The following is a 25,024-nucleotide window of genomic DNA, read 5'->3' as shown; positions in this document are numbered from 1 at the left end:
CCGGTCCCGATCGCTCACGACAGCGGTCCTTACCCGTAAACCAACTAACGACGCGCGACACTAGATGGCGAACGGTCGGGATGCTGCGAGCACTCGGTGCGATGGTCGGAGGCAGTTGAGCACGACGCGGTCGACCACCGATCGACCAACACGACGTCGTTTACCAGCATGCTGCCCCGTTCGTGGGGCCTGGCGTTGTACGTGCCGCGTGCATTTCGATCCGTGCCTCCGCCAGGGACATTGCGACCTAATACTGCAACGGCAGTTAGGGGTGTTGTGGTAGATCTCCGTTGTGGTGGTCGATGTGGTGATGGATCAGCTGGATCGGGTGCATGAGCGGATCGCGGGGCGTTTCGTGCGGTCGGAGCCGCGGACTCGGGCGCGGGAGTATGTGTCCGGGCTGGTCGCCGGGTTGGAGCGGAAGAACGGGTGGACGCTGGCCGAGCAGGCCGGCGACATCTCGCCGGACGGGATGCAGCGGTTGCTGCGCTGGGCGGACTGGGACATCGACGGCGTCCGCGACGACCTGCGCGACTACGTGATCGAGCACCTCGGCGACCCCGGTGGCGTGCTAATCGTCGACGACACCGGGTTCCTGAAGAAGGGCAGGATGTCGGCCGGGGTGCAGCGCCAGTATTCGGGGACCGCCGGCCGGATCGAGAACTGCCAGATCGGCACCTTCCTGGCCTATGCCTCGCCTCGCGGGCATGCGCTGATCGACCGGGAACTCTATCTGCCCGAGCCCTGGATCGCCGACCAGGACCGGTGCCGGCGGGCAGGCATCCCGGAGGGCACCGAGTTCGAGACCAAGCCACGGCAAGCCATGGCGATGCTGGCGCGAGCGTTCGCCGCAAGGGTGCCCTTCTCGTGGGTCACCGCCGATGAGGCCTACGGGCAGGTCAAGTACCTGCGGTTATGGCTGGAAGCCCACGACGCCGCGCACGTGCTGGCCACCAAGGTCAACGACACCCTGGTCACCACCGGCGGCCGCGAAGCCCGAGCCGACGAACTGATCGCAGGCCTGCCGGCCCGGGCGTGGCGGCGGCTGTCGGTCGGGGCCGGGGCGCACGGGCCACGCGAGTACGACTGGACGCGGGTGCCGATCCGGATCGGCTGGCAGGCCGGACGTGGGCACTGGCTGCTGGCCCGCCGCGCAGTCTCGGATCCGACCGAGATCGCCTACTACGTCTGCTACGGACCCCGCCGCTCGAGCCTGCTGGATCTGGCCTGGATCGCCGGGACACGCTGGCGGATCGAGGAGTGCTTCCAGCAGGCCAAGAACGAAGCCGGGCTCGATCAGTATCAGGTCCGGTCCTGGCGGGCATGGTATGCCCACATCACCCTGTCGATGCTCGCCCACGCCTGGCTTGCCGTCTCCCGGTCCCTTGTGGCAAAAGGGGAAGCGGTGTCGGCGAGTCAGGCATGATCGGATTCACGCTACCGGAGATCCGGCGCCTGCTCACCAAGCTGATCGTGCGTGTCACCGACGCCGCCGAGCATGTCTGGGCCTGGTCCCGCTGGCGCCGCCGACGGCAACACCAAGCCCGCCTCAGCCACTACAAACGACGCGGCTACCCACTCACTTAACTGCCGTTGCAGCACTAAGCCTGCCTCACTAGCAGTTTTGCGTGGTCGAGCTCTCGGCGATGCTCAGCAAGCCGGTACTGGCCGCCGGTGATCTCATCGATCGTCCGGTAGCTGTCGAATCCGAGTGGCTGCCACGCGCCGTTGCTGCATGGACGCAGCTTGGAGAACGTGGACGGGGGCAACCGATTCATCCTCGCGATGTCAGGGAGCGTGTATTTACAGACATCCGACTTCCGCGCCGCGGTGGGCTCCGTCCGGTCGCACCTCAAGCACACCGGGGTACAACCCAGGTTGCAGATCGGGCACGCCAAGACGCAACACTGCGCCGATCGAGTGGTCGTCAGGTGGCAGCGGAACGCTGGCGGCGCGACCAGCGACCTCTGGCCGTGGCGCGCCGTAAACTTGTGCGCTCTCGCGTTGGGAGGCGTGATGGGGCGGATCGTGTGCGTGCACGGCATCGGCCAGCAGGTTGCTGGCGAACACTCACTGTTACGTGACTGGACCCCCTCACTCCTAGACGGGCTCGCCCGCGCCGGCCACAGCGACGCAGCCACCACTGACGACGTGGTGATGGGCTTCTACGGGCATCTGTTCCGGCCAGCCGGGGCCCGACTGGCTGTCGGCGACCCGATGTTCAGCGCGGACGACGTCGAGGCCGGTCTGGAGCAGGATCTGCTGCTGGCGTGGTGGCGGGAGGCCGCGCTGGTGGATCCGAAGGTGGCGCCGCCGGAGGCGGACACGCTGGTGCGGGCGCCGGGGTCGGTGCAGGCGGCGTTGCGGCAGCTGTCCCGATCGCGGTTCTTCGGTGGTCTGGCTTTGCGGGCGATGGTGTTCGACCTCAAGCAGGTCAGCCGCTACCTGCAGGACCAGCAGCTGCGTGACGCAGCGCGCCGGGCGGTCCGGAAGCTGATCACGACAGAGACCCGGGTGGTGGTGGCGCATTCGCTCGGGTCACTGGTCGCCTACGAGGTCCTCGCAGCGATACCGGACCATCAGGTGCAGGCGCTGGTCACGCTCGGGTCGCCGCTCGGGATCCCGAACCTGATCTTCCACCGGCTGGACCCGACGCCACGCGACGGACTCGGAGCCTGGCCGGGCCCAGACAGACTGGTGTGGACGAATGTGGCCGATTACGGGGACGTCGTCGCGCTCGAGAAGGACCTGCGACCGCGATTCGGACCGCGTGTGATCAGCGCCGTCGTGCACAACGGCGCCCACGCCCACGCTGTCACCGCCTACCTCACCGAGCAGCTCACCGGAGCAGCGATCGCGGGAGGCCTGAGTGAACAATGAAGGCAATCAGCCGCGACGGTACTTGATCGCGACCGCCGTCGCGCGTTACCCGAAGGCGCCGCAGTGGGACCGGCCCGGGCTCATCGAGGCCCGGGAGCAGATAATCCGCCTGTTTACCGAAGACCTCGGCTACCAGCACATCAGCACCCTCGGACTCGATCCCAGCAGAGACCAGCTGACCGCGCTGCTGCGCACCTTTTGCCTGAACGGCGCCCGGCAACCCGACGACATCGTGGCCGTCTACATCGGTGGCCACGGCGAAGTCCTCGACGACACCCACGAACATCTACTCCTGACTGCCGATACCGACCCGGCCGACGTCGCCGACGCACTGCCCACGGCGGAACTGGCCCGCAAGATGCTGCTCAAGACCCGCGTTCGGCGCGTGCTGCTGATGCTGGACACCTGCTACTCCGGTCATGGCGGCGCCGAACTTACCGCCGCCGCGATCACCACAATGACCGGCGACTGGGGCGACGACCACGGATCCGGCTTGGCCGTGATCACGTCCTCGCAGCCGTCCGAGCAAGCCGGAGCGGGAGCCTTTCCGCGGCTGCTGCGCGACGCGGTCCGCGCCTTGCCGGCCGCAGGGTACAACCCGGCGACGCTGCCGCTGGACTCGATCGTGAAGGCGATGAACATCAGCGCGAGCAAGCCGGGCTATCAGACGATTGGGCACAGCGTCACCGGGTTGACCGGCGAGGTTCCACCGTTCCTGCCCAACCCGCGCCACGACCGGCGGATGACCGAGGTTGACCTGGCCATCCAGCACGCCAGCGAATTCGAGGTCCAAGCCGAACGCCGCGACATCGAGCTGCGGACCCGGCTGCTGGTCCGTGCGATGGGCGGAAGCGGCGCGCGGAGTGCGCAGGGCTGGTGGTTCGCCGGCCGGCACACCGCGCTGCTGGACATCACCGCCTGGCTGCATCACCCCGATCCGGCCCGGCCGCTGCAGGTGGTCACCGGCAACCCCGGCTCCGGGAAGACCGCCGTCCTCGGCCTCATCGCCACCCTCACCCACCCCCAGCGCCGCGCCACCGTTCCCATGCACACTCTGGGACTTCCAGCCGCGGCCGTGCCAGGACCCGCCACCGTGGACGTAGCGATCTACGCCCAGGGCCTGACAACGGACCAGGTACTGGCAGGCATCGCCGCTGTTGTGCACACGCACGCCAGCACGCCCGGAGAGCTGCTCGAGGCGCTGTCCGGCAGGACCGCGCCGCTGACCGTGCTCATCGACGCCCTCGACGAAGCCGCCGACCCCGACCACCTCACCCGCCGCCTGCTCCGGCCCCTCCTCGACCACGCAGCCGGGAGAATACGGCTGCTGGTCGGCACCCGAGACTTCCTGCTCGAGCGTCTTGGCCTCCGCCGCGCGGACGCGGTCGATTTGGACGCCGACCGGTACGCCGACCTCCCGGCGCTGACCACCTACGCCGCCCGCGGCTTGCTAGAGGCCAGCCCGAACAGTCCCTACCGCGATGGGTCAGCCCGGCTGCTGCGTGCCGTCGCCGACGCGGTCGCCGCGGCCGCGCACCCGTCGTTCCTGGTCGCACGGATCACCAGCGCCACTCTCGCCGCCCAAGACCAGGTCGCTGATCCCCAGGACGCCGCCTGGCGCCGGACTCTTCCTAGGCTTCCCGGCGAGGCAATGCACCGTGACCTGGATACCCGCCTCGGCGAGAGCTCCACCAGAGTCCGGGATCTGCTCCGTCCGCTCGCGTTCGCCGAAGGACAGGGCCTGCCGTGGGAAGACATCTGGGCGGCCGTCGCCTCCCGTGCTGCCGGCACCAGCTACACCGACGATGATCTGCTTTGGCTGCGCGAGCACGCCGGCTCCTACGTCGTCGAAGCCACCGAATCCGGCCGCTCCACCTACCGGCTCTACCACCAAGCCCTCGCCGAGCATCTCCACGTCGGCGTTGACACGGCTGCCGTGCACCGGGCCATTGCCGACGTGCTGGTCGCCCGTGTTCCGCGCACACTCGAGGGCCGCCGCGACTGGACCTGCGCCCACCCCTACACCCTGCGCCACGTCGCCACCCACGCCGCCCGCGCCGGCCTCATCGACGAGCTGGTCACCGACGCTGACTACCTAGTGCACGCCGAACCCGACGGGCTCCTGCTCGCCCTGCACCAAACCAGGACCGACGACGGCGCACTCACCGCCGCCGTGTACCGCTGCTCCGCCGACCTCCACCGACATCTACCCGCGACACGCCGCCGTCAGGTTCTCGCCGCTGACGCCGCTCGCTTCCGCGCCGCAGCCCTCCAGCAAGATTTATCGGCATCGCTGAGATGGCGACCGCGATGGGCAACCGGGCAGCAAGCCGTCCACGCCCTCCACACCACCTTCATCGGTCACACCGGCTGGATGCAGGGGGTTGCCTGCGCCAGTCTCAACGACCGGCCGGTCGCCGTAACAGCCCGCGATGACAGCATCGCGATTGTCTGGGACATCGCAACCGGAAACGAAATCACCACGTTTACCCGCCACACCAGCTCTGTACTGGCTGTGGCTTGCTGCATCCTCGACGACCGCCCGGTCGCCGTAACCGCGGGCCATGACAAAACCGCACGCGTCTGGGACCTCGCCACCGGCGACCAAATCATCACCTTCAGCCGCCACACCGACTGGGTGGCAGCAGTGGCTTGCATCCAGCTGGACGGCCGCCCAGTAGCCGTCACCGCCGGCCGCGACAACACCGCACGCGTCTGGGACCTCAAAACCGGCAACGAAATCACCACGTTCACCCGTCACACCGATGCAGTGGCAGCGACGGCCTGCACCCAGCTGGACGGCCGCCCAGTAGCCGTCACCACCGACCATGACAACACCGCGCGCGTCTGGGACCTCAAAACCGGCAACGAAATCACCACGTTCACCCGTCACACCAACTCGGTGCTGGCGGTCGCCTGTACCGAACTCGACGGCCGCCCAGTAGCCGTCACCGCCGGCCGCGACAACACCGCACGCGTCTGGGACCTCAAAACCGGCAACGAAATCACCACGTTCACCGGCCACACCTATTCGGTGCTGGCGGTGGCTTGCACCCAACTGGACGGCCATGCTGTCGCCGTCACTGCCGGCCTCGCCAATACCGCGCTGGTCTGGCGTTTCTCGATTACACCGGCTGATCGGCCTTCCCTTCCTAGTCATTCAGCAGGGATCGCGGCCCTGACAAGCGAAGTGCTCGAAGGCCTACCGGTCGCCGTCACCACGGGACACGACAACACCGCGCGCGTCTGGGACCTCGCCACCGGCGACCAAACCGCCATCTTCACCGGCCACACCAGCTCGGTGCTGGCAGTAGCCTGCACCAGCCTCGACGGCCGCCCGATCGCCGTCACCACGAGCTACGACGAAACAGCCCGCGTCTGGGACCTCGCCACCGGCGAACAGATCACCACCTTCACCCGCCACACCGGCTGGGTGTCAGCTGTAGCCTGCGCGAACCTTGACGCCCGTCCAGTCGCCATCACCACCAGTCAAGACAACACCGCACGTGTCTGGGACATCGCCACCGGCAACGAAATCACCACCTTCACCCGCCACACCAACTCAGTCGAGGCAGTAGCCTGCACCAACCTCGACGGCCGCCCGATCGCCGTCACCACGGGCTACGACGAAACAGCTCGCGTCTGGGACCTCGCCACCGGCGGTGAAATCGCCACCTTCACCCGCCACCAACACTGGGTAGCAGCAGTGGCCTGCACCAGACTCAGCAACCATCCTGTCGCCGTCACTGCCAGCTACGATGACACCGCTCGCGTCTGGGACCTCGCCACCGGCAACCAGATCACCACCTTCACCCGACATACCGACTCCGTGCTAACAGTGGCCTGCACCAACCTCGACGGCCGCCCGATCGCCGTCACCACCGGCCGCGACAACACCGCACGCGTCTGGGACATCGCCACCAACGCCGAGATGGCCATATTCGATTTCCGTGCAATCAGTGCTGCGGCGATCAGGTCGAGCGGCGAATTGATGGTCGCAGCCGGCTGGGACTTTATTGTATTCGACCGCACTGCAAGACATTAATTCTTTTTGTGAAATACAAATCCTCGACGTGCGGCGATCTTGAATCCGGACATGGGTATAGTCACCAGGGTGGCCACACCCATGTCCGGCACAGCCGCTCGCGAGCACAAAGTCACGATTGTTGATCATCGCGAGCGAAGAATTGCCCGAATGCGCCCAGGACACATCTGCCCTGTTTATCAGGACAACCCATCGGAAGCTCGAACCGGTGTCGAACTGGGCATACGTGCCGACCGTTGCAGCCAAGAGCGCGAGGGCGAGCGCGGGACGTCCGAAGCGCCGCGGGTGCGCGGAGGCGGTCTGAGCCCGGATCGCCGGGCGATGTCTGATCCCGTAGCGAGGGGCCGAGGGTTCTTCCAGCAGCACGCGCAGTTCGCGCCCGTCTGCGGCGTTATCCGTCGTTCAGTCACGACCACAGCTCCGCGGAGCCCAGGTGGCAGGGTCTCTGCGCGAGGATCCAAACGACCCAAGCCACAAGTGAATAGGAAACACTGTTTCAGGTGGTAGATTCCCAGGTCAGCAAGTTTGGTCCCCGCGCACGCGGGGCTGCTCCCCGCCGATGAGGTCGCCGGCTGGACGCCGGAGCGTCGTGCCCGCGCACGCGGGGCTTGTCCCGAGCTCGGCCACTTTGCCACGGTGCGGCTCACGTCGTCCCGCGCACGCGGAGCTGCTCCGTCGGAGATGGTGACCGGGAACGCGATGGTGTCGTCGTCCCCGCGCACGCAGGGCTGGTCCCTGCGGCGGCGGCCCGGCCAGACGGCGGATCTGGTCGTCCCCGCGCACGCGGGGCTGGTCCCATCCTGATCGCCATCGCCACGGCCGCCAGCGTGTCGTCCCCGCGCACGCGGGGCTGGTCCGGCGCGCCGAACTGGGCAGTGTCGATTCGGCGCGTCGTCCCCGCGCACGCGGGGCTGGTCCCGCCGACGTGTACACCCGCAGATCGTCGTAACTGTCGTCCCCGCGCACGCGGGGCTGGTCCCACCGGGCGGTGCAGGACGTCGCGATCGGCATCGTCGTCCCCGCGCACGCGGGGCTGGTCCCTTTGTCCAGGTACTGGGGTGGACGACGACGTTGTCGTCCCCGCGCACGCGGGGCTCGTCCCCACACGAAGAACGCCAGCTCCCAGAACCCGTAATCGTGTCTTCGTCGGCAGAGTCACCACTCGTGTTCGCGTCTTGATGTGGGAACGTGTCCTCGACATGGTCAAAACCGGCCGCGCGATCATGGTCTACCACGCCGACAACGAACAAGGCCTCGCCTTCGAAGTCCACCGCCACGGCTGGACGCCGATCGACTTCGAAGGCATCCAGCTCATGCTCCGCCCCGACCCACGGCGCACCACCGACCAAACCCGCAAAAACGGCTGGAGCAACGCCAGCCGACGACGGAGGTACCAACGCGGCTCGACACAAAGTGAATGAAAAACAGCGTTACGCCCCATAAAACCCCAGGTCAATAAGTGTCGTCCCCGCGCACGCGGGGCTGGTCCCGGGTCGTCGCTCTCGTAGGACAGCGTCGCCGCGTCGTCCCGCGCACGCGGGGCTGGTCCCGGGTCCGGGAAGTCCGCTTCGCCCTGGCCCCGGTCGTCCCGCACACGCGGGTCTGGTCGCCGGGCGATCTCTTCGCCGACGGGGTGTAGTGGTCGTCCCCGCGCACGCGGGGCTGGTCCCAGCGCGCCGGAGTTCCGTGTGGGGTGGTCGCGGTCGTCCCCGCGCACGCGGGGCTGGTCCCGCGGTGGTGCGGCCGAGCCCGAGCGCGGTGGCGTCGTCCCCGCGCACGCGGGGCTGGTCCCACGACACCCGGCGAATGCGACCTCACCGCCGGGTCGTCCCCGCGCACGCGGGGCTGGTCCGTTCCACGACTGTCTGACGTGCCGGACCGAGGAGTCGTCCCGCACACGCGGGGCTGATCCCGGCGAGTACGTCACCCCCGAGAAGCGGGTTACGTCGTCCCCGTGCACGCGGGGCTGGTCCCTGGTCGTACAGCTCGTCGAGGTCCAGCGGCCGGTTGTCCCCGCGCACGCGGGGCTGATCCCGGCTCCCCGCTCGCTGCCGGCCACACCTTCACGGTCGTCCCCGCGCACGCGGGGCTGGTCCCAGCAGGTAGCCGACGGACTCGGTGCCGTCGGTGTCGTCCCCGCGCACGCGGGGCTGGTCCCCGGATGCCTGTCGATAAACTCTGACCGGCCGCGTCGTCCCCCGCGCACGCGGGCTGGTCCCTCACCGCGGGGGAAAGCCGTACAGGATCTGCTCGTCGTCCCCGCGCACGCGGGGCTGGTCCCGAGGATAGAGCTGGTATCCAGCGCATACAGCGTCGCCCGATCGGGTCATCCCCGCGCACGCGGGCCTGGTCTTGCGACGTCACCGTCCACGGCCTCGGCAAGCTTGTCGTCCCCGCAGACGCGGGGCTGGTCGCGTCTTGGGCAGCGGGATCTGCCCGGACTTCGTGCCGTCCCACGCACGCGGGGCTCTGCTCTCTGCGTTGGCAGCGAAGCAGCTCCTGAAGCGAGCGTGATTGCTCCGTCTAGGTGAACTGACATTGCATCGCGAAACACTTCGGCAGCTAGCGCTGACCTCTTCGCTTGGGAGGGAGATCTGTTGGTGGTCGACGATGCTGTCGGGGCGGTGGCGTGGGCGAAGTCTGTCCGGGATGAGTTCGGCGTGGTTACCGACTGGCTGCCGTTGTTTCAGCACCTGGACGACACCACAGCGGTTGCCGGTCTCCTTCTTGATTGTTGGGTTTCACCGCAGGTCAAGGCGCGTATCGGGCAGGAACTTCCCGGCGAGGAAACCGATCTGCCTGCCGTAGTGTGTTGGCTGGCTGGTACGCACGACGTGGGTTAGGCGAGTCCGGCTTTCGTCTGCCAGGTTGATGTGCTGGCGGATCGTGAGCGGTCCGGCGGGTTTCCGGATGAGCCCGCACTTGGCGGATGACCCCGATCGGCGACGTGCGGGTCATGCTCTGGTCGGTAATTGGGCGGTACGCCAGTGGCTGACCGATGAAGCGGGCTTTGATTTCATGAGGAACGCGGCGCAGTGGGCTTTTGTGGGTCGGGAGCGATCATGGGGTGCCGCCGGAGGAATCCGACTTGTCCTTCGTGGACGATTCGCCGCATCTTGTCGGTTCCGGTGTCTGGGCGGCGACGCGGCAATGGTTGTACGTGCGGATCATCTGGGGCCCTTTTCGCAGGATGACAAAGGTCTGGCGGCAAGGTCGCATTCGGTGGTCATCACCATGCACCGGAGCCGGCAGGCCACCGAACTGGCCCCGGCCCGCAAGCGGGCACCGCACAGGAAGGTTGCCGCCGCGAAGAAGTAGCGCCCATGACAGCCAATCGCTGGGGAGAGATCGCCGTGGTTACTGCGTCGGCGGCGGGGAGAGTTCTTCCTCGCCGCCGACGCAGGACAACCGTCTTTCATGCGGAGTTCCACGCGGTGCCGAGAACGTGAACGCTGGCTTCGACTCGGACGACTTCACTGACACGGACAGCAAGAACGTCTCGGGCTGCTATACCACCCGGGCAGAGCCTGGTCCATCACGAAGACGAAGACGGTTGGAGACCGGTCGGTTCAACGATGCCGGCCTAACGGACTTTCGCTCGGGTCAGTAAGGCCCAGTGAGCCAATACTTGATTCGACCTGGGTAACTGTCGATGACGAGGTACCAGAAGCCGTCGTAGGGCAACACCAGCTCAACAGGGCTCGTCTCCCAGAAGCCGCCGTAGTAGCACTGGTAACCGTCCTCGTCTTCGTCACGGTATGCCTGATAGTCCTCGGCGTCCATCAGGCAGATCCTCGCGGCGCAGCCGCGCAGCGTCAGCTCGAAGCGAGCGCCGCCCGCGCAGGACCCGATCTCGTGCCACAGGTGTTCCATACGAGCATTTGTAGCGACGATAGGTCACCAACGGAACCGCCGCGCAGTTGGGAGAAGGTAGGGCGTCGCAATCACCGGAAGCGACCACTCCGGTCATGGTGCTCCGCCTTGAAGGGATCGCGGCCATCGGCCCGGCAAGCCGGGTGCGGCCAGATTTTGTCGATGTTGCCATACGGTGGTGCGGTGACGCTCTTGGGGTTCTCGAAGACGACGAATACCTGCTCGACCACGGCGTGCTGGTGATCCGCGATCGCCACGCTCCCGACGCGGCGGAGCCGTGGGGTCGCGAACTGCTGGGTGAGCTGGCCACCGATGCGTTGTCCGGCACGATCGCTACCGCCGGGGACGGCTGGGGCCACGGGCATGCCGGCGACCCCTACCAGGCGGTACGGCTGGAAGCCCACGACACGCCACCGCAGATCGTCCTCGCCGAGTCGGAGGACGTCGTCGAGACTCCGTTCCACAGCCGCTCCGGCCGACTGGCCTTCGCTACCTTCACCGGCAGCGAGCACGAAGGCGCCCTCGACCTGGGCCGGCGCGGCCTGTTCCACGCCCGAGTGGCGCGGCGCGCCGCCCCGGCTGGCGACGAAGGCGACGTGTGGCTGCTGCAGATCTGGCCCTGCGACGACGATCCGGAGTTGCCCCGCTGGGTGCGGCGGACCCGGCCGGCAATCGGCGCCCCGGATCCCGGCTGGCGACTGGTGCTAGGCTACCCGCTGATTGAGGTCGCCTACTTCGCCGCCGGCTACGGCCCACCACAACCGGAGTCGTGGCTCGAGCCTCCCTGCGCGGGACCCGCCGGACGCGGCGATATGCGCGCAGCTGGGCGTCACGCCGCCGGAGTCGACGCGCGAGGCCATCGATCTGCTCGCCGCAGCTGGCGTGCTGGATCCCGACGGCACCGGATTCCGGCTGCCCGAGCGGCCACCGTCCGCGGCCGAACGCCTCGGCCTGCCCGATCGGCTCGCCACCCAGATCGAGCAGGCCGCGGCCCACGCCCGATACTGCTGGGTCGCCGCGGACCTCACCCTCATCGCCGCGTGGGGCCACCCCCGCCCCGTCGACGACCTCGCCGACCGGCTGCTCATCCCCTCCGATGACGTTCCCGGGCTGCTCGCCTACGCCGCCACCCGGTACATCGAGCCAGTCGACGGCGGGATCGTGGCACGGGCGCAGACCGCCTGGAGCGGGCTCAACGCATCGTCGCCGTCGCGTGTCCGCACTTATCATCGGGATCGCCGTCGCATCGTGGACACCACCAGCCAAAACGATCTCGCAGAGCTACCTCACCGTGATCCACGGCAGCCAGGTCACCTGCGGAACGCTCGCAGCTGTCGAACGCGGGCAATTGCACCTCGTTGTCCCTAGCAGACGTGATCCGTCAATGATCCAACTGGCCGCAGTGAACAGCATGGCTGTCACGTCAATCTGCCCCTAACCGGACGTCAGTGGCAGATATGCGGCGACGGTCGGTGACCACGATGGTGGGTGAGACCGTCCCATCACGTGCACCGCCAGGCAATGACCATCATGACTATGTAGTGTCACATCGTTTCGTGATGGGCAGGCCGGTGAGGGCTTTGGAGGGAAACGATCGTCGCATCGTGTTAATTGAGTTCCTGTCGCAGGAGCGTGTTGTCGTGGGAGCGCGGCGAAGGCGGTCGCTGCGGCGGGCTTGACCACGCAGGGCGGGCCTTGACGGGTGTCGCGGGGCCTGGTCACGTGAGCGAGGCCGCGTGCCACCACCGCGAGATCACGTGTGATCGGGAACCGCGGCGCCGGTAGCGGAGTCGTGGTCAGCCGTTGAGACGATGCGGGCGTCGGCGGCAGCGTGGACGAGTCGAAGCGGGTTGCTCATCGTCAGGCAGGTCAGAACGCAACCCCGATCCGGTGAAGGTGCGAGGCTCGTAGCGGTCGGAAAGGCCGGCGGTGGCCAAGTGGACGCGGCCGTCGACGCTCACTCGCCAGACGTGGGCGAGCCGGTAGTCGGCGCGGGCGGGCACCGGTTGCTCGCCATCGACTCGGAACTGAACGTGAAGTTCGTGATCGGGGACAGAGCCACAGCGCCGGCCGGCAGAAGCCCGCCGCGATCGCGGAGCTCCTGGAGGGCCGACAGCGCTAGTGTCGCACCCGCCGAGTGTCCGACGAACGGCGATCCGGTCGGCAGGAATGCCCTCACGGAGCATCGCTCGATACATGGCGCTCGGACGGCCTCGTCCGCACGCCTGGCCAGGACGACCCGCAGATCACGGTCGGCTGCTCGACGAGCTCGGCGACGACTACCGCGTCGTCGCGCCCGTCGATGCGTCGAGCAACGTGCGGCCGCTCGCACTGGCGACGCCCGTCGACCAGTGGGGCGGGGTCGCCCGCAACCCCTGAGGAGTTCTCAGTCGACGGCCGCGGACTGCCGCCGCACATCGGCGATCCGTTGCCTGGCGTCCGAGAGATGCCGCTCGATCGCGGCCGGATCGCCGTCGAGCGCGGTGTCGAGCAGCATCCGACGCCGCACGACGGACGTCCAGGTTCTGGTCGAGGGTGTCGGCGAGCCGGAACGGAATCTCGAACGTCGGGGCGTGCTGCTGCCAGATCGCGAGCACCCTCCGGTTGCCGCCCGGTGGAGGCACGCCCCCGGGTCATCGCCGAGCGCCGCCGCAACATCGGCTTCGTCTTCCAGCGGTTCAACCTCTTCTCGCACCTGACCGCCCTGGACAACGTCGCCGCTGGCCCGGTGCACGTCCTCGGGACGTCCAAGGTGGAGGCGCGCGAGCAGGCGCACGCCCTGGTGGCCCGGGTCGGCCTGTCCGACAAGGCGGCCAGCCGCCCGTCCGCGCTGTCGGGCGGGCAGCAGCAGCGGGTCGCGATCGCGCGCGCCCTCGCCATGAAGCTGGAGCTCATGCTGTTCGACAAGCCGACCAGCGCGCTCGACCCCAAGATGGTCGGCGAGGTGATCGCCGTAATGAAGGAGCTGGTGGCCGACGGCATGACGATGATCGTCGTGACGCACGAGATGGGGTTCGCGCGTACGGCCGCCGACCGCCTGATCATGTTCGACGGCGGCGTCATCGTCGAGGACGGACCACCCGCAAGCTCATCACCGATCCCGAGCACGACCTCACCCGAGCGTTCCTGCGCCGGATCGACGCATCACAATGAACCGTGCAGAAGGAGCCCGGCTGGTCGGCCGCCGATCACATGCGCACCGAACTGGTCGCCGATACCCTCCGAGCGGCTGTGGGCGGCGCTCGACCACGGGGCCCGCGAAGGCCCTCGCCGCCCGCACCGGCGTAGAACAGGTCATTCCTGCCGACCACCTACGCCGGGCCCGAGGTCACCGCGGGATCCTGACCGCCCGAGCCACAAGTGAATAGGAAACACTGTTTAAGGTGGTAGATTCCCAGGTCAGCAAGTGTCGTCCCCCTGTACGCGGGGCTGGTCCCTGCGGGGTCGTCCCGGGCTCGATGCGGTCGATGTCGTCCCCGCGCACGCGGGGCTGGTCCCATCTGCGATCGCTGTTGCTGACCCCCCTGTCTACGTCATCCCCGCGCACGCGGGGCTGGTCCCACGCCCCCGAGCTCGGTCCGCTGCACTGGGAAGTTTCCCGCGCAGGCGGGGCTGGTCCCATCCAGATGTGGATCGTTTGCAGCGCGGGGGTGTTGTCCCCGCGCAGGCGGGGCTGGTCTCCGGCCTCGGCCATAACCCAGCCTGCTTGAGTCGTCGTCCCCGCGTACGCGGGGCTGGTCCCTGGTCCGAACGCGCTTCCGTGCCCTTCCGAAGGTCGTCCCCGCGCACACGGGGCTGGTCCCCACACCGCGGCGGCATGGTCCTCGTCGGTTTGGTCGTCCCCGCGCACGCCGGGCTGGTCCACAAGCGCGGCAGCATGCTCACCAGCCGCAAGCGTCGTCCCCACGCACGCGAGGCTGGTCCCAGGTCGGGGTCGACGCAGTTCGAGGCGCCGGGGTCGTCCCCGCGCACGCGGGGCTGTTCCCGGCGCGGCGTCCACGGATGGCTGGATTGCGATGTCGTCCCCGCGTACTCGGGGCTGGTCCCCCCGCGGAAAAGCGCGCGGCTCGGCACCGAGATCGTCCCCCACAGGCGCGGGGCTGGTTCCCCGGGCGGGTCTGGATCCGCTTCAGTACCCTGTGTTGTTCCCCCACGCACGGGGCTGGTCCCATCGACGGCGGCCCGATCCACTACCCGATGGAGTTGTCCCCGCACGCTCGGGGTTGGTGCGCTGCTGACCGACGGCTATCTCAGCAATGCGGCGTTATCCCGCACGCGCGGCGCTGGTCCCTTCGGCAGCTTCACCACCAGCCGACCTCGTCCGAATTCTGGTGGCTCGGGCCCTTCTCGTGCTGTCCGGTCCACATGGACCGGACAGACTCGACTAGGAGATACTTGTACGCACGCTCGAAGAATTGGGGGCGGCCGAACGACGGGTCAAGCTAATTGACCGATTCCTCGCCGTTGTGTCGTGCAGGCACGGCGGATTCCGTAACGCGCAAGATCTTTACCCGGCTGGCCAGGTCGTTCCCGCGGGCGGACCTGATCCCACGTGCGCGGGTGGCGATGGGACGCGCGGCTAACCACGTCCGCACCCGGGTACGGCCGTCAATCGGTCGATCGTCCGGCTCGCGGAGTGCCGGCCACGGCCGATTACCTCCTGGGCCTGCACTCCCCTTGAAGATCAGGGACTTTGCGGCGGTGCAAGGCTGATCAGGCCACAGCCGTAGGCTTTGGCGCGTCCGATGCCGTTGCTGAACGCGTCGGTGAAGGCGGCTGGGTCAGTGACGATGAGGTGTCCGTCGAACCGGACGGGTTCGATGGTGATCTTGCTTGGTTCGCTTTTGCGTCCGGTGATGGCGGCGGTGGGGGTGATGGCGATGTCGGGTCCGGCTGCGGTGGCGGGGATGACGAAGCCGTGGGTTTGGCCTTGGCGGATCAGCCATTCGATCTGGTCGGCCGGTTGACGGAGTGGGATGCGTTGGCGGGTCTTGTTGTCGCACTTTGTGGGGTTGGCGACGAAGCGGAATGCGAGTTTCCGGCCGGCGGTGATGGCGTCGAGAACCGGTTGCAAGGTTCGGACTTCCGCGGGCGCGTTCAGGTGTCCGTCGGGGAGTTTGTCCCAGTTGGGGCGGGTGTGGCTTTGGACGTATTGGACGTAGCTGCCTCGGTTGCTGTCCAGTCGCCACAGGACGCCGTGGGCTTGCCGTTTTGGCGTGTCGGCGGGGACGTCGGGATAGACCGACATCAGGGTGCGGTGCATGTCGTGGACGTTGGCGTAGTCGCGGCGGAAGGTGCGTGAGTGGACGTTGATGGTGAGTTTGCTCAGGAACACGTGGTGTCTCCGGCGGGGATCATGTTGTCGGTCAGCGGGACTTCGCCGACGAGGACGGTGCGGGTGGCGAACCGACGTGCGCCGTGGGCGAAGGAGCGGGGGACATCGTGCCGCGGTTCGGCACCCACGGCGCCGGTGGGGCAGTCGATGACTGTGCGCAAGGCGATCTGCTGCTGGTCCCGGATCGTCGTACCGGCCCGGTCGCGGTGTTCGAGCCAGCGATGCTCACGCAGGATCTGCTCGAGGCTGCCGTCGTGCAGGCCGTCGTCGAACAGTGGACGGGCGGGTACGAAGGCGCGGCGGCCGAAGAACAGCGGCCAGCGGGGGTTCCTGACCGCGTCGGCTAGCTCGCGGAGCAGGGTTTCGGGTCCTTCGATCGCGACGAGGAAGAGGGCGTCGGCGAGGTAGTAGCGTTCGCTGACGACCGTGCGGTGCCCGGATCCGGTTGTGGTGGGTACGTTTTGGGTGGTGTGGTAGTCGCGTTCGAGCAGGCCTTCCCGGTCGACGCGGACACCCAGGCGCAGCGCGGCCAGCGCTGCGATGGCGGGTTCGTCGTCGCGTTCGACACCGGTGGCGGCGGCCAGTAGCCCGACGACGCCGGATTTGGTGGGTTCTCGGGCGGTGTCGCGCAGGACGCCGCGGGAGCGCAGTCCCCAGGACTGCATGGGGGCGTCGAAGCACAGCGTGAGCGTGTGGGTCATGCCGATGTTGTCCCGGCGGCGAGGATGCGGGAGGTGAACTCGTCGATGCTGGCGGCGGTGTCGGTGCCGTCCATGGCGGGCAGTTGCCCGGTGACCGATGCGGCGACGGCGGCTCGGATGCTGCTGGAGCCGTAGAACGTGCGTAGCTGTTGGAAGTGCTGGGTGAGGCTGGCGGTGGAGGCGGCCATGATGTCTTCGCCGGTGACCGGCTTGAGGAAGGCGTTGGCCAGGTTCCAGGCTCCGCCGTCGCGGACGACGCCGAGGAGGGTGTCGGGCATGGTCCGCGCGGCCATCGAGTTCTGCTTCCCGCTGGGAACGGCGTGGATGAACGCGCCGAGCCAGGCCTGGGCAGCGCGGGCGACCAGCTCGTCGTCGCCGGCGAGGTTCTGGCGGAGCCGGTCGAGGTCGAGGTTGGCGTAGCGGTAGTAGCAGGCGGCGTTGAAGTCGACGGTGCCGATCATGTCCGCGCCCGATTCCGCTTCGGGTTTGAGGTCGTCGACGGCGGTGTAGTAGTCGAACTCGGTGGCGACGGCGTGGGTGGACAGTGCATGGGCGACCTGGGAGGCGGCGTCGACGTTGAAGTCCTTGTTGTCTGCGATCATGCGGCCGAACAGGGCGACGTCGGCGACGCGGGTGGCGTCGAGCATCCGCTTGGCCTCGGCGAGGTCGTTCTTGTCCGGTTTGGCCTTGGCCGGCTTTTTCTTCCCGTCCTTGGCCGCGGCGACAGCGGCGAGCGTGTCCCACCGGTCGTCGCAGTAGCCGGCGAGGTGCTCGATCGCGGTAGTGCCGACGAACAGCAGGTATTCGGTGAGGCCCTTGTCCTGGTCGACGCCGAAGCCGAGCTGTTCCAGTCCGGCGGTGACCACGCCGGCTGCCTCTTGCTCGTCGCGGCCGCGTTTGGCCAGCAGCGTCGCCGCCTCGTTGCGCAGCCGTTTGGTACGGATGCCGGTTTCGGTGTCGGTCAGGCCGTGCTCGGTGAACAGCTGACGTGCGGAGCGTTTGAGACACTGGCTGGAGATCCGGCCGCGGGTGCTCCCGCCGAAGGTGGCCGTCTTGGGCTGGCCGACGTCGTCGCGGTTGAGGTTGCTGACCGGGAAAGACTGAAGCAGGTGAAGTTCGATGATCACGCGGGGTTCTCCACAGTGGTCGGGGCGGGTGCCGGGTCGCCGTTGTCCGTGATGGTGGTCTTGCGTTTGCGGTGGAAGTCGCGGGCCCAGCGCAGCCGGATCCGGTGCGCGGTGTCCTCGCTGTACTTGTCGCCCATCAGGACGACAAGGTCGTCGAGCAGGGCGGCGTAGTTGACCGGGATGCCCTCGGCCGCCAGCAAGCGGACGATCTGGCGCAGATGGTGCGGCAGCCCGGCCCGGTCCCGGCCGAGAAGCTGCTCGAATCGGCGGGTGGCCGAGTCGCCGCGCTTGTCCTGTAACGCCTGCATCGCGGTGCCGATCGAACGGTCACCGCGGCGACTGGCCTTCGGGTGCAGCGCGAACAACCCCGCGACGAGAATCCACGCATCCTGCTCGGACTCGGGTGGGTCATGGCGGAACACGACCTCATACGCGGCAGGTTCCGGGCGCGCGGTGACCAGGCTGCGACGCAGCCGCGCCAGCACCTGGCGAGCCTCCGAGCGCCGTTTCGGGATGTTGGACTCTAGGCCGGCGTTCAAGGCATACAGGGCGGAGATGAACGCGTCCCGCCGCTGGGCAACCGGTGTGCTCACTCGTGGCCGTCCTTCGTGAGGTACTTCGCGATCTGGGCGTCGTACGTGCGGGCGATCGTGCGCAGCCGATCCAGGACGGCGCCCAGGTGCTTGCCGATCATGTTCAGGCTGCGTCCATCCGCGGCGATCCCGGCAGCCCAGCTGTCCGCGGCCTGCTCCGCGATGGAGGTGACCGCGCGACGCCAGCCGGCCATGGCGCGCTGTTCGGACTGCCCGGCCAGGCGCGCGTCGTTCAGAGCGCGCAGGAACACACCGAACGGGGCCGGCAGCGCGGGCCAGTAGGCCAGATCCAAGGTGATGTCGGGCTCGGCGCGCATGTCCTTGTGGTACTCCCGCTGCATCGCGCGCAGTGCCGCGCCGGCCTCCTCGGCCAGCTCGATCGCACATCCGACCAACCCGGTCAATGCGTCGTCTCCGGCCCGGATCAAGGCGACCGGCGCCGGGACTTCCTCTTCGAGGTAGGCCTCGACGACGCTCGCGTTCGCATCGAGCCGCTGGCCGAACACCCGCAGCGTGTACACCGTGTCGGCCGGGACGTGGCCGTGTTCAGCGAGCGCGGCGAGCTGTTTGAGCGCCCGCGGCCGCTGCCGGGTGCGCTCTTCGGACCAGGGATCGACCAGCAGCAGCTCGACGCTGTGCCGCCAGACCCCGCGGACCGGCTGCAGCCGGATCGGCAGCATCGGCGCGCCCGGTTTCGGTCTCCCGCTCGGCGTGCGCGGGGTCCGGTAGGCGGCCATGCCTTCGATCTCCGGCAACTCGCCGACCAAGCGCACACCGGGAGTCAGAACGCTCTCCGCGACGACCATGGCGCCGCCGCTGTCCTCGGGGAACAGACGGATACGGCGTGACGGCCAGGTAAGGACGTCGGTCCATCCCCGCGACCGGCGCTTCTCCGGCTCCGGCGACGGCGACGGCGCCTCCCACGCCGGTGCATCGTCAGAGGCGCGCGCGTCGTATCGCACAGCGTTCAGCAGCAGCGTCTCCTTGAGGGTGGCGCCTTCGACAAGAACGACGCCGAAGTAGTTGCAGAGAGCTCGCTCGGACGACTTATCGGCCTTATACGGGGTTTTCATCCCGCCGGGATCGAACGCCTGCGCGGTCACCAGCCACCGCGCCGCAGCCGCCGGAGTCAGCTCCACCCGGTCTTGCGCGGTGGTGTGGTCGAACAGCGTCACCCGGTTCCCGACAGCCCGGTGCGGGATCAGCTTCGCGACCGTCGACTTCTTGCCCGCCGGCAACCCCGGGCACTGCAGGAACGGCCGCTGCGGATCGAACAGGTCAAACGACAAGTCCGGCCGGTCGAGATAGCGGGCCAGCAGCGCGGGATCGAACGTCTCGGTCGTCCATAGCTTCTCCCAATCCTTCAGCCGAGCCGGCCCGTAGGCGCGGTGCAGGACGGCCAGCACCAGTCGATACAGCGCCGCGGTCATCGGCGGGGTCTCCCCCACGATCCGGCGGATCCGGTGCGCCGACGCGAACAGCTCCCGCAACCCCACCAGCGGCTCGGCACCGTCGGGTTCGGGTTCCTCGAGGTAGACCACCGGAATCCACGATTCGGTGGCGAGGTCGAAGGTCGCGCTCATGTCTCCTCGCTCGCGTAGACCCCGAACTTGTCGTGATATCGCAGCTCGTACCCTGCGACGCGACACCGGCCGTCGGTGAACACCAGTGCACGATGCCGGTTCAGCCATGGATTCGCAGCGAAGTCCGCGGGCACCTCGGAGTCCAGCAACGCCCGCACCACCGCCGCGGGCATGTTGATCGGCGCGGCCAGCACCGTCGCCGATTCCAGCAGATCATTCGAGTCCGGATACAGCGGGCTCAGTTCACTGTTCTGGTCGCGGTGGTAGAGCACTACGCGCACCGACAGCTCGGCCAGTTCGTCGTCGCTTCCGGTCACCGCTTCCTCCCCGTGGACTTCCGGGTTCGCAACGCGCGAGGACGTTCGGTCAGGTCGGACAGCGTCTCGACCAAGTGCGGCTGCGGCAGGTACGACTCCGCCGCAGCCTCCCGGTCGTTGTGCTGTACGACCGTCAGACGATCACTTTCCCTGCGCCACTCTGCTTCCCAGCCCGGCGGGCACGCGACCTGATCGCCGTACACCTCCTCCACGAGCTGCGCCATTGTCGTCCACGAGTCGATCCGGTCGAGGTCCTTGAGCGCGGCCCAGGTGCGCATCAGCACGATCGGCGCATACACCGTCCGCAGATACGCCGGGAACTCCGGCCCGGTCGGGGTATCGACGACCCCGGTAATCGCCACGGTCAGCCGGCCCCGCTCGGCGCCACGGCGGTGCCGATGCACCCGGCCTGCGCGCTGGAACACCAGATCGATCGGCGCCAGGTCGGTGATCAGCCCGTCGAAATCGAGGTCGAGGCTCTGCTCGATCGCCTGTGTCCCGACCACGATCGCCCGGCGCGGCCTCATACCGTGTTCACCGAAGAAGCCTTGCAGCTCCTGCTCGACGCGTCGCCGTGCGCCGGTGGGCAAAGTGCCGTTGATGGCCAGAAGCAGTGGCCGGTCCTCTGCTGGAAGCTCTTTGATTCGGCGTTCCAGCTCGGCGTAGGTCTCGGTCGCGCGCCGGACCAAGTTGTGCACGACCGCCACGCAGCGGTCCTGCGCGGCCTGCTCCAGCAACCAGTCGACCACTCCCTCGTCGGGAACCTGCTCGAGGTGGACGACGCGGTCCCGGTTGAGTTCTGAGATCTCCACCGGGTGGTCGACAACCCCAGCAGCGTCGGCCACAGTGACACGCGGATACGGCTCCGACGCCGACGGGACGTCGATCTCCTGCAGGTAGCAACCGCGGTGCCCCGCTTGCCACGCGGCGATCAGCTCCGCCCGACGGCTCGCGGGCAACGTCGCCGACAACAGCACCACCGGCACTCCCAGCGCGCCCAACCACATCAGCAGCCGCTGCAGCAACGTGGACATGTAGGTGTCGTAGGCATGGACCTCGTCGAACACGACCACCTTGTTCGCCAACCCCGCCAACCGAACGAACACATGACCAGACCGGAACGCCCCCTTCAACGCCTGATCGATCGTCCCGCACCCGAGCACGGACAACAGGTTCCGCTTGCGCGTGAACCACGCCTGCGCCTCGGCATCCAGCGTGCCCGGTTCGTCCATACCAACCTCGGTCGGCTCTGCCAGCACTTCTCGGGCCGCGGAATGCACCAAGCTCACCGTGGTCGGGTCGCCAAGCCGTGTCAGCATTCCCTGCATCACAGCGAGCATCTGGTTGCTGGTCGCCTGTGTCGGCATCCCGAAATACGACCCCGCCAGCCCTAACCGAGGGACCAACGCCGCAGTGGCCTGCAGCGCAGCCTTCGTCTTCCCCTCCCCCGTCGGCGCCTCCACCACCACCAGCGCCGGCCCGTCAAGGCCGGCGGTCACCCGCTCGACCACTTCCTGCACCGAGCGCGGCGACTGGCCGAAAAGCTCCTCGAAGCGAGCACCGCCAGGAGGCGCCCACGGGCTCATCTTCAGCCGATCAACCGCTGCGTCAGCTTGCACAGCCGCGGCCTTGGCGTAGGCCACGAGATCGACCTCGTCCTCGGCGAAGGCGAAGTTGCTCGTGTCCGAGGCGATCCAGTCGCTCACCGTCGTCAGCGCAGCCAACCCGACCGCCGCCGGGACCGACAGGTCCACCTGCGCCCAGTCCAGCGTCCGTGGGTCCGGCAAGCCTCTGAGCAGAGCCAGCCCGGCCACCATGCTTGTCCGCTGCTCCGCCCACACCCGCTCACCGTGGGCGTTGATCTCACGCCTTGCCTGTGCGACGACCTCACCGGCTGGGAAATGACCATGATGCCCGCCCAGAGCCGCGGCAATCATGATCGCTGTGCGCTGCGACGCACCCCATGAGGCCAGGAGCTCCTGCAGGTGCAACGCGGTGAGCAATCCATGTGGCGTGTCGACCCGCCGCGGCACCCCATGCGGCTTCGCGACGAATTTCAGATCCCGTATCGCCCACGGCCCCAGCCGCGCCGACGACAACGGCAAATTCAACGCTTGAAACGTCGGCGAATACTTTCCAAGATCATGAACGGCGCACAGGAACACCACCCAGCCCCACGCATCACCCAGACCTCCGAACGTTGCTGCCAGCTCGGACCGCACCCTCCCCCGCAACAACAACGGCGCCATCCGCTCCGCCACCGCAGCCGTATCCAGCATGTGACAGATCAGCGGATGACACCCCGCCTGCTTCGCCGACTTTCCCCACGGCAGCCAAACATCAGACACCGCCCCACGCACCCCTCACCATGCCCCTCGACTGCGCTTCCCCATCAATCGCCCCGCCAAGGCCCGGCACTCTATACCCCGCCGCAAACGCACTCCTCCACCACCTCCCCTTGAAATCGCTAACCACAACGAGGTATGGACAATTCACGAACCGTTGCCAGACCAGACCACGATGCAGGTGCACCAGTAGACCATCGACGTAATCCCGTCATAGCGAATTGCCATCCTCCGATGACGGCTCCGCGCGCGAAGACCGGTCCGATCAGTTCGTCGGCGACGTCGGCCATCATCCAGCCGTCGCCCCGTACGCGGACCGGTCCCTCGCTTCGGAGCGTCTCAGCTGGCTCGTGTTCGTCGTTCCACGCAGACGGGCTGGCCCGACTCCGGGCCAGGGCGCATACAGGTGCACCGGCGTCCCGCACACGCGGGCTGGTCGCGGCGCGCTGAGGGTCTGGGTCTGCTGGTAAGCGTCGTCCCGCACACGGGATGGTCTCACCGCCCGCGCCTCGTCCAGCTGCGAGCCGGGACTGCACCCAACGCTGGGCTGGTCCGAAGGAAACGGCGATCACCCCTTTAGCCCATCAGGTCCTTGCCGCGAGCACGGGCTGGCCAGCGCACCCCCGGCTAATGGCTAGGCGTGGTCGACGTCCCTGCCTACGCGGGACTGGCTCCTCCGGCCGCATGAAGGTCTCCCCACCGGACAGGTTGTCCCCGCAAGCGGGCCGATACCGGCGCCTCGAGGGCGGTTCCGAATTGGGTGGTCGTCCCGCGCACACGGGGTCGGCCCTGGCTTACGCAGCCGGTTCGGATGCGGTCGCGTCTTTTCGCGCATGGCGGTCCCTGTACGTAAGTGCCGGCACGAGCAGCGCCGGTCGGCTCAGTGCACGCAAGCCTGGCCTGCCGTCGAGCCTGCGCAACGATCGGCGTTGACCTTGGTCGTTCTCCGCGCTCGCAGAGCTGGTCCGGCACCTGGGGCGCGGACGGCCAATTCGGGCAGTCATCCCCGCAGACGCTGAGCTGGCCCCGCCGCCCGTACTCTGATGGTGTCGTCGCCATCGTCCCCGCACATGCGGGGTTGGTCCCAGATCGCCGTGGTGCTCAGCGACACGGATGTTGTCGTCCCCGCGCACGCGGGGCTGGCGCCTGCTGGTCATCGACGGCATCCCCCGGCCGCTGGTTGTCCCCGCGCACGCGGGGCTGATCCGGCGCCGGCGTAAGCGCCGGTGAGGAACATCGGGTCGTCCCCGCGCAAGCGGGGCTGGGCCCACTGCCATTGCGAACGTGCAGATGTGGATCGTGTCATCCCCGCGCGCGCGGCGCTGGTCCCGCATCCCGGCCACGATCGTTCGCCTCCAGACGGGGATCGCAGAGCGGCTGGGAAGCGCCCCGGCCACTGTCGTGGCCACACAAGACGACGCCCGTTGAGATCACCGCGGGGAGGAGCTTGCAGTCAAGAGCGCGACGGCGAGCGCGGAACGCCGGAAGCGCCGCGTGGTGCGCGAAGGCGGTCTGAGCCCGGCTCTCCGGGCGATGACTGAACAACCTAGCATCGGCGATGTCCGCAATGATGTCGCTAACTGCGACATCCTGGGTAGAGCAACAGGCTGAGGTGTTGGCGGGTTCTCTGAGCGAGGCTCCTGACGGCGCGAGCCACAAGTGAACAGGAAACACCGTTTCAGGTGGTAAATTCCCAGGTCAGCAAGAGTCGTCCCCGCGCATGCGGGGCTCGTCCCTCGTGAGGCGGGGTGTGTGGTCCACAGCCGCCGCTATCCCCGCGCACGCGGGGCCGGTCCCTCGCACTCGGCGGGCGTCGGCGTGGGCATCCGGTTGTCCCGGCGCACGCGGGGCTGGTCCCGCGGCGGTCATCGGCGACGTCGGCAAGGGCAAGTTGTCCCCGCGCACGCGGGGCTGGTCCCATCGCCTTGACGTATGTCCAGTATGTCTCGATGTTGTCCTCGCGCACGCGGGGCTGGTCCGGTCATAGCGGCCTGGTGCGGCGGGCACGAGCCGTCGTCCCCGCGCACGCGGGGCTGGTCCCTTCGTGGCACCCGTTGAGGTCACGGAGTGACGCCGCAGTCGAACAGCACGCCTGCCGTGGCCGCGTCCGGGCCGATCCGCGCCGGCGGTACCGGGCGGCAGTTCCTCGCCTCCCACCTGACCCGCCGGGTCAGCTCCCCCGCGTCGGCCGCCGTCGCGGTGGTCTGCTTCGCCCCGGCGCGGGC

The 25,024-nt window shown here is 68.1% G+C and carries 18 protein-coding genes and 1 CRISPR repeat array; of the genes, 8 read left to right on the top strand and 10 right to left on the bottom strand.

The features are described from left to right. Positions 1 to 292 precede the first annotated feature (292 nt). The 5 genes from ABZX11_RS43420 to ABZX11_RS43400 all read left to right on the top strand — a co-directional run bounded on the left by ABZX11_RS43420 (position 293) and on the right by ABZX11_RS43400 (position 9,768). Entirely contained in the window at positions 293 to 1,426 is a 1,134-nt protein-coding gene (locus ABZX11_RS43420) for an IS701 family transposase (RefSeq protein WP_354924451.1), read from the top strand. A gap of 590 nt (positions 1,427 to 2,016) precedes the next feature. Beyond that, entirely contained in the window at positions 2,017 to 2,880 is an 864-nt protein-coding gene (locus ABZX11_RS43415; protein WP_354924449.1) for a hypothetical protein, read from the top strand. Continuing rightward, entirely contained in the window at positions 2,870 to 6,925 is a 4,056-nt protein-coding gene (locus tag ABZX11_RS43410) for a WD40 repeat domain-containing protein (RefSeq protein ID WP_354924447.1), read from the top strand. Before ABZX11_RS43415 ends, ABZX11_RS43410 begins: the two co-directional genes overlap by 11 nt. A 1,058-nt stretch (positions 6,926 to 7,983) precedes the next feature. Next, positions 7,984 to 8,346 carry a type I-E CRISPR-associated endoribonuclease Cas2 gene (locus tag ABZX11_RS43405; protein WP_354924445.1) on the top strand — a complete coding sequence of 121 codons (363 nt, stop codon included), beginning with the start codon at positions 7,984 to 7,986 and terminating at the stop codon, positions 8,344 to 8,346. Positions 8,347 to 8,386: 40 nt separating this feature from the next. Next, positions 8,387 to 9,340: direct repeats of the CRISPR family, unit length 23 nt; unit sequence CCCCGCGCACGCGGGGCTGGTCC. A 185-nt stretch (positions 9,341 to 9,525) separates the two neighbouring features. After that, a complete protein-coding gene (locus tag ABZX11_RS43400) occupies positions 9,526 to 9,768 on the top strand; it encodes an HD domain-containing protein (RefSeq protein ID WP_354924511.1) in 243 nt (80 codons plus the stop codon). A 760-nt stretch (positions 9,769 to 10,528) separates the two neighbouring features. On the opposite strand, the gene ABZX11_RS43395 is transcribed toward ABZX11_RS43400, so the two are convergent. Both ABZX11_RS43395 and ABZX11_RS43390 read right to left on the bottom strand, forming a co-directional pair. Beyond that, entirely contained in the window at positions 10,529 to 10,798 is a 270-nt protein-coding gene (locus ABZX11_RS43395; protein ID WP_354924443.1) for a DUF1883 domain-containing protein, read from the bottom strand. A gap of 71 nt (positions 10,799 to 10,869) precedes the next feature. Next, positions 10,870 to 11,349 carry a hypothetical protein gene (locus ABZX11_RS43390; protein WP_354924441.1) on the bottom strand — a complete coding sequence of 160 codons (480 nt, stop codon included), beginning with the start codon at positions 11,347 to 11,349 and terminating at the stop codon, positions 10,870 to 10,872. Between the two features lie 331 nt (positions 11,350 to 11,680). Here ABZX11_RS43390 and ABZX11_RS43385 point away from each other — a divergent pair, with 331 nt between their 5' ends. Beyond that, positions 11,681 to 12,166: a hypothetical protein gene (locus ABZX11_RS43385; protein ID WP_354924439.1), complete on the top strand. Its 486-nt coding sequence runs from the start codon at positions 11,681 to 11,683 to the stop codon at positions 12,164 to 12,166. A gap of 589 nt (positions 12,167 to 12,755) precedes the next feature. Here the strand turns inward: ABZX11_RS43385 and ABZX11_RS43380 are convergent. Next, the gene (locus ABZX11_RS43380) at positions 12,756 to 12,977 is read right to left on the bottom strand and encodes an alpha/beta hydrolase fold domain-containing protein (RefSeq protein WP_354924437.1); all 222 of its coding nucleotides are present in this window, start codon (positions 12,975 to 12,977) and stop codon (positions 12,756 to 12,758) included. A gap of 17 nt (positions 12,978 to 12,994) precedes the next feature. Here ABZX11_RS43380 and ABZX11_RS43375 point away from each other — a divergent pair, with 17 nt between their 5' ends. Beyond that, positions 12,995 to 13,177, top strand: coding sequence for a hypothetical protein (locus tag ABZX11_RS43375; protein ID WP_354924435.1), 183 nt, complete (start codon positions 12,995 to 12,997; stop codon positions 13,175 to 13,177). 235 nt (positions 13,178 to 13,412) lie between these two features. Further along, entirely contained in the window at positions 13,413 to 14,162 is a 750-nt protein-coding gene (locus ABZX11_RS43370; RefSeq protein ID WP_354924433.1) for an ATP-binding cassette domain-containing protein, read from the top strand. A gap of 1,320 nt (positions 14,163 to 15,482) precedes the next feature. On the opposite strand, the gene cas6e is transcribed toward ABZX11_RS43370, so the two are convergent. Genes cas6e through cas3 form a run of 7 tightly spaced genes read right to left on the bottom strand, consistent with a single transcriptional unit; the run spans position 15,483 to position 22,802 of the window. Further along, a complete protein-coding gene (gene cas6e / locus ABZX11_RS43365) occupies positions 15,483 to 16,133 on the bottom strand; it encodes a type I-E CRISPR-associated protein Cas6/Cse3/CasE (protein WP_354924431.1) in 651 nt (216 codons plus the stop codon). Continuing rightward, the gene (gene cas5e / locus ABZX11_RS43360; protein WP_354924429.1) at positions 16,124 to 16,834 is read right to left on the bottom strand and encodes a type I-E CRISPR-associated protein Cas5/CasD; all 711 of its coding nucleotides are present in this window, start codon (positions 16,832 to 16,834) and stop codon (positions 16,124 to 16,126) included. Before cas5e ends, cas6e begins: the two co-directional genes overlap by 10 nt. Then, entirely contained in the window at positions 16,831 to 17,961 is a 1,131-nt protein-coding gene (gene cas7e, locus ABZX11_RS43355; RefSeq protein ID WP_354924427.1) for a type I-E CRISPR-associated protein Cas7/Cse4/CasC, read from the bottom strand. The genes cas5e and cas7e overlap by 4 nt, the downstream gene beginning before the upstream one ends. Beyond that, positions 17,958 to 18,554, bottom strand: a complete 597-nt coding sequence (gene casB, locus ABZX11_RS43350) for a type I-E CRISPR-associated protein Cse2/CasB (RefSeq protein WP_354924425.1) — start codon at positions 18,552 to 18,554, stop codon at positions 17,958 to 17,960. The genes cas7e and casB overlap by 4 nt, the downstream gene beginning before the upstream one ends. Then, positions 18,551 to 20,137 (bottom strand): type I-E CRISPR-associated protein Cse1/CasA, encoded by a 1,587-nt coding sequence (casA, locus tag ABZX11_RS43345; protein ID WP_354924423.1) that lies wholly within the window; start codon positions 20,135 to 20,137, stop codon positions 18,551 to 18,553. Before casA ends, casB begins: the two co-directional genes overlap by 4 nt. Then, a complete protein-coding gene (locus tag ABZX11_RS43340; protein WP_354924421.1) occupies positions 20,134 to 20,454 on the bottom strand; it encodes a hypothetical protein in 321 nt (106 codons plus the stop codon). The genes casA and ABZX11_RS43340 overlap by 4 nt, the downstream gene beginning before the upstream one ends. Beyond that, positions 20,451 to 22,802: a CRISPR-associated helicase Cas3' gene (cas3, locus tag ABZX11_RS43335; protein WP_354924419.1), complete on the bottom strand. Its 2,352-nt coding sequence runs from the start codon at positions 22,800 to 22,802 to the stop codon at positions 20,451 to 20,453. Before cas3 ends, ABZX11_RS43340 begins: the two co-directional genes overlap by 4 nt. Positions 22,803 to 25,024 lie beyond the last annotated feature (2,222 nt).

Origin of the sequence: Amycolatopsis sp. NPDC004169, assembly GCF_040610315.1 — a bacterium.
GTDB lineage: Bacteria > Actinomycetota > Actinomycetes > Mycobacteriales > Pseudonocardiaceae > Amycolatopsis.
The sequence above is the reverse complement of the archived record's forward strand: the minus strand, read 5'-3'. Positions and strand labels throughout refer to the sequence as shown.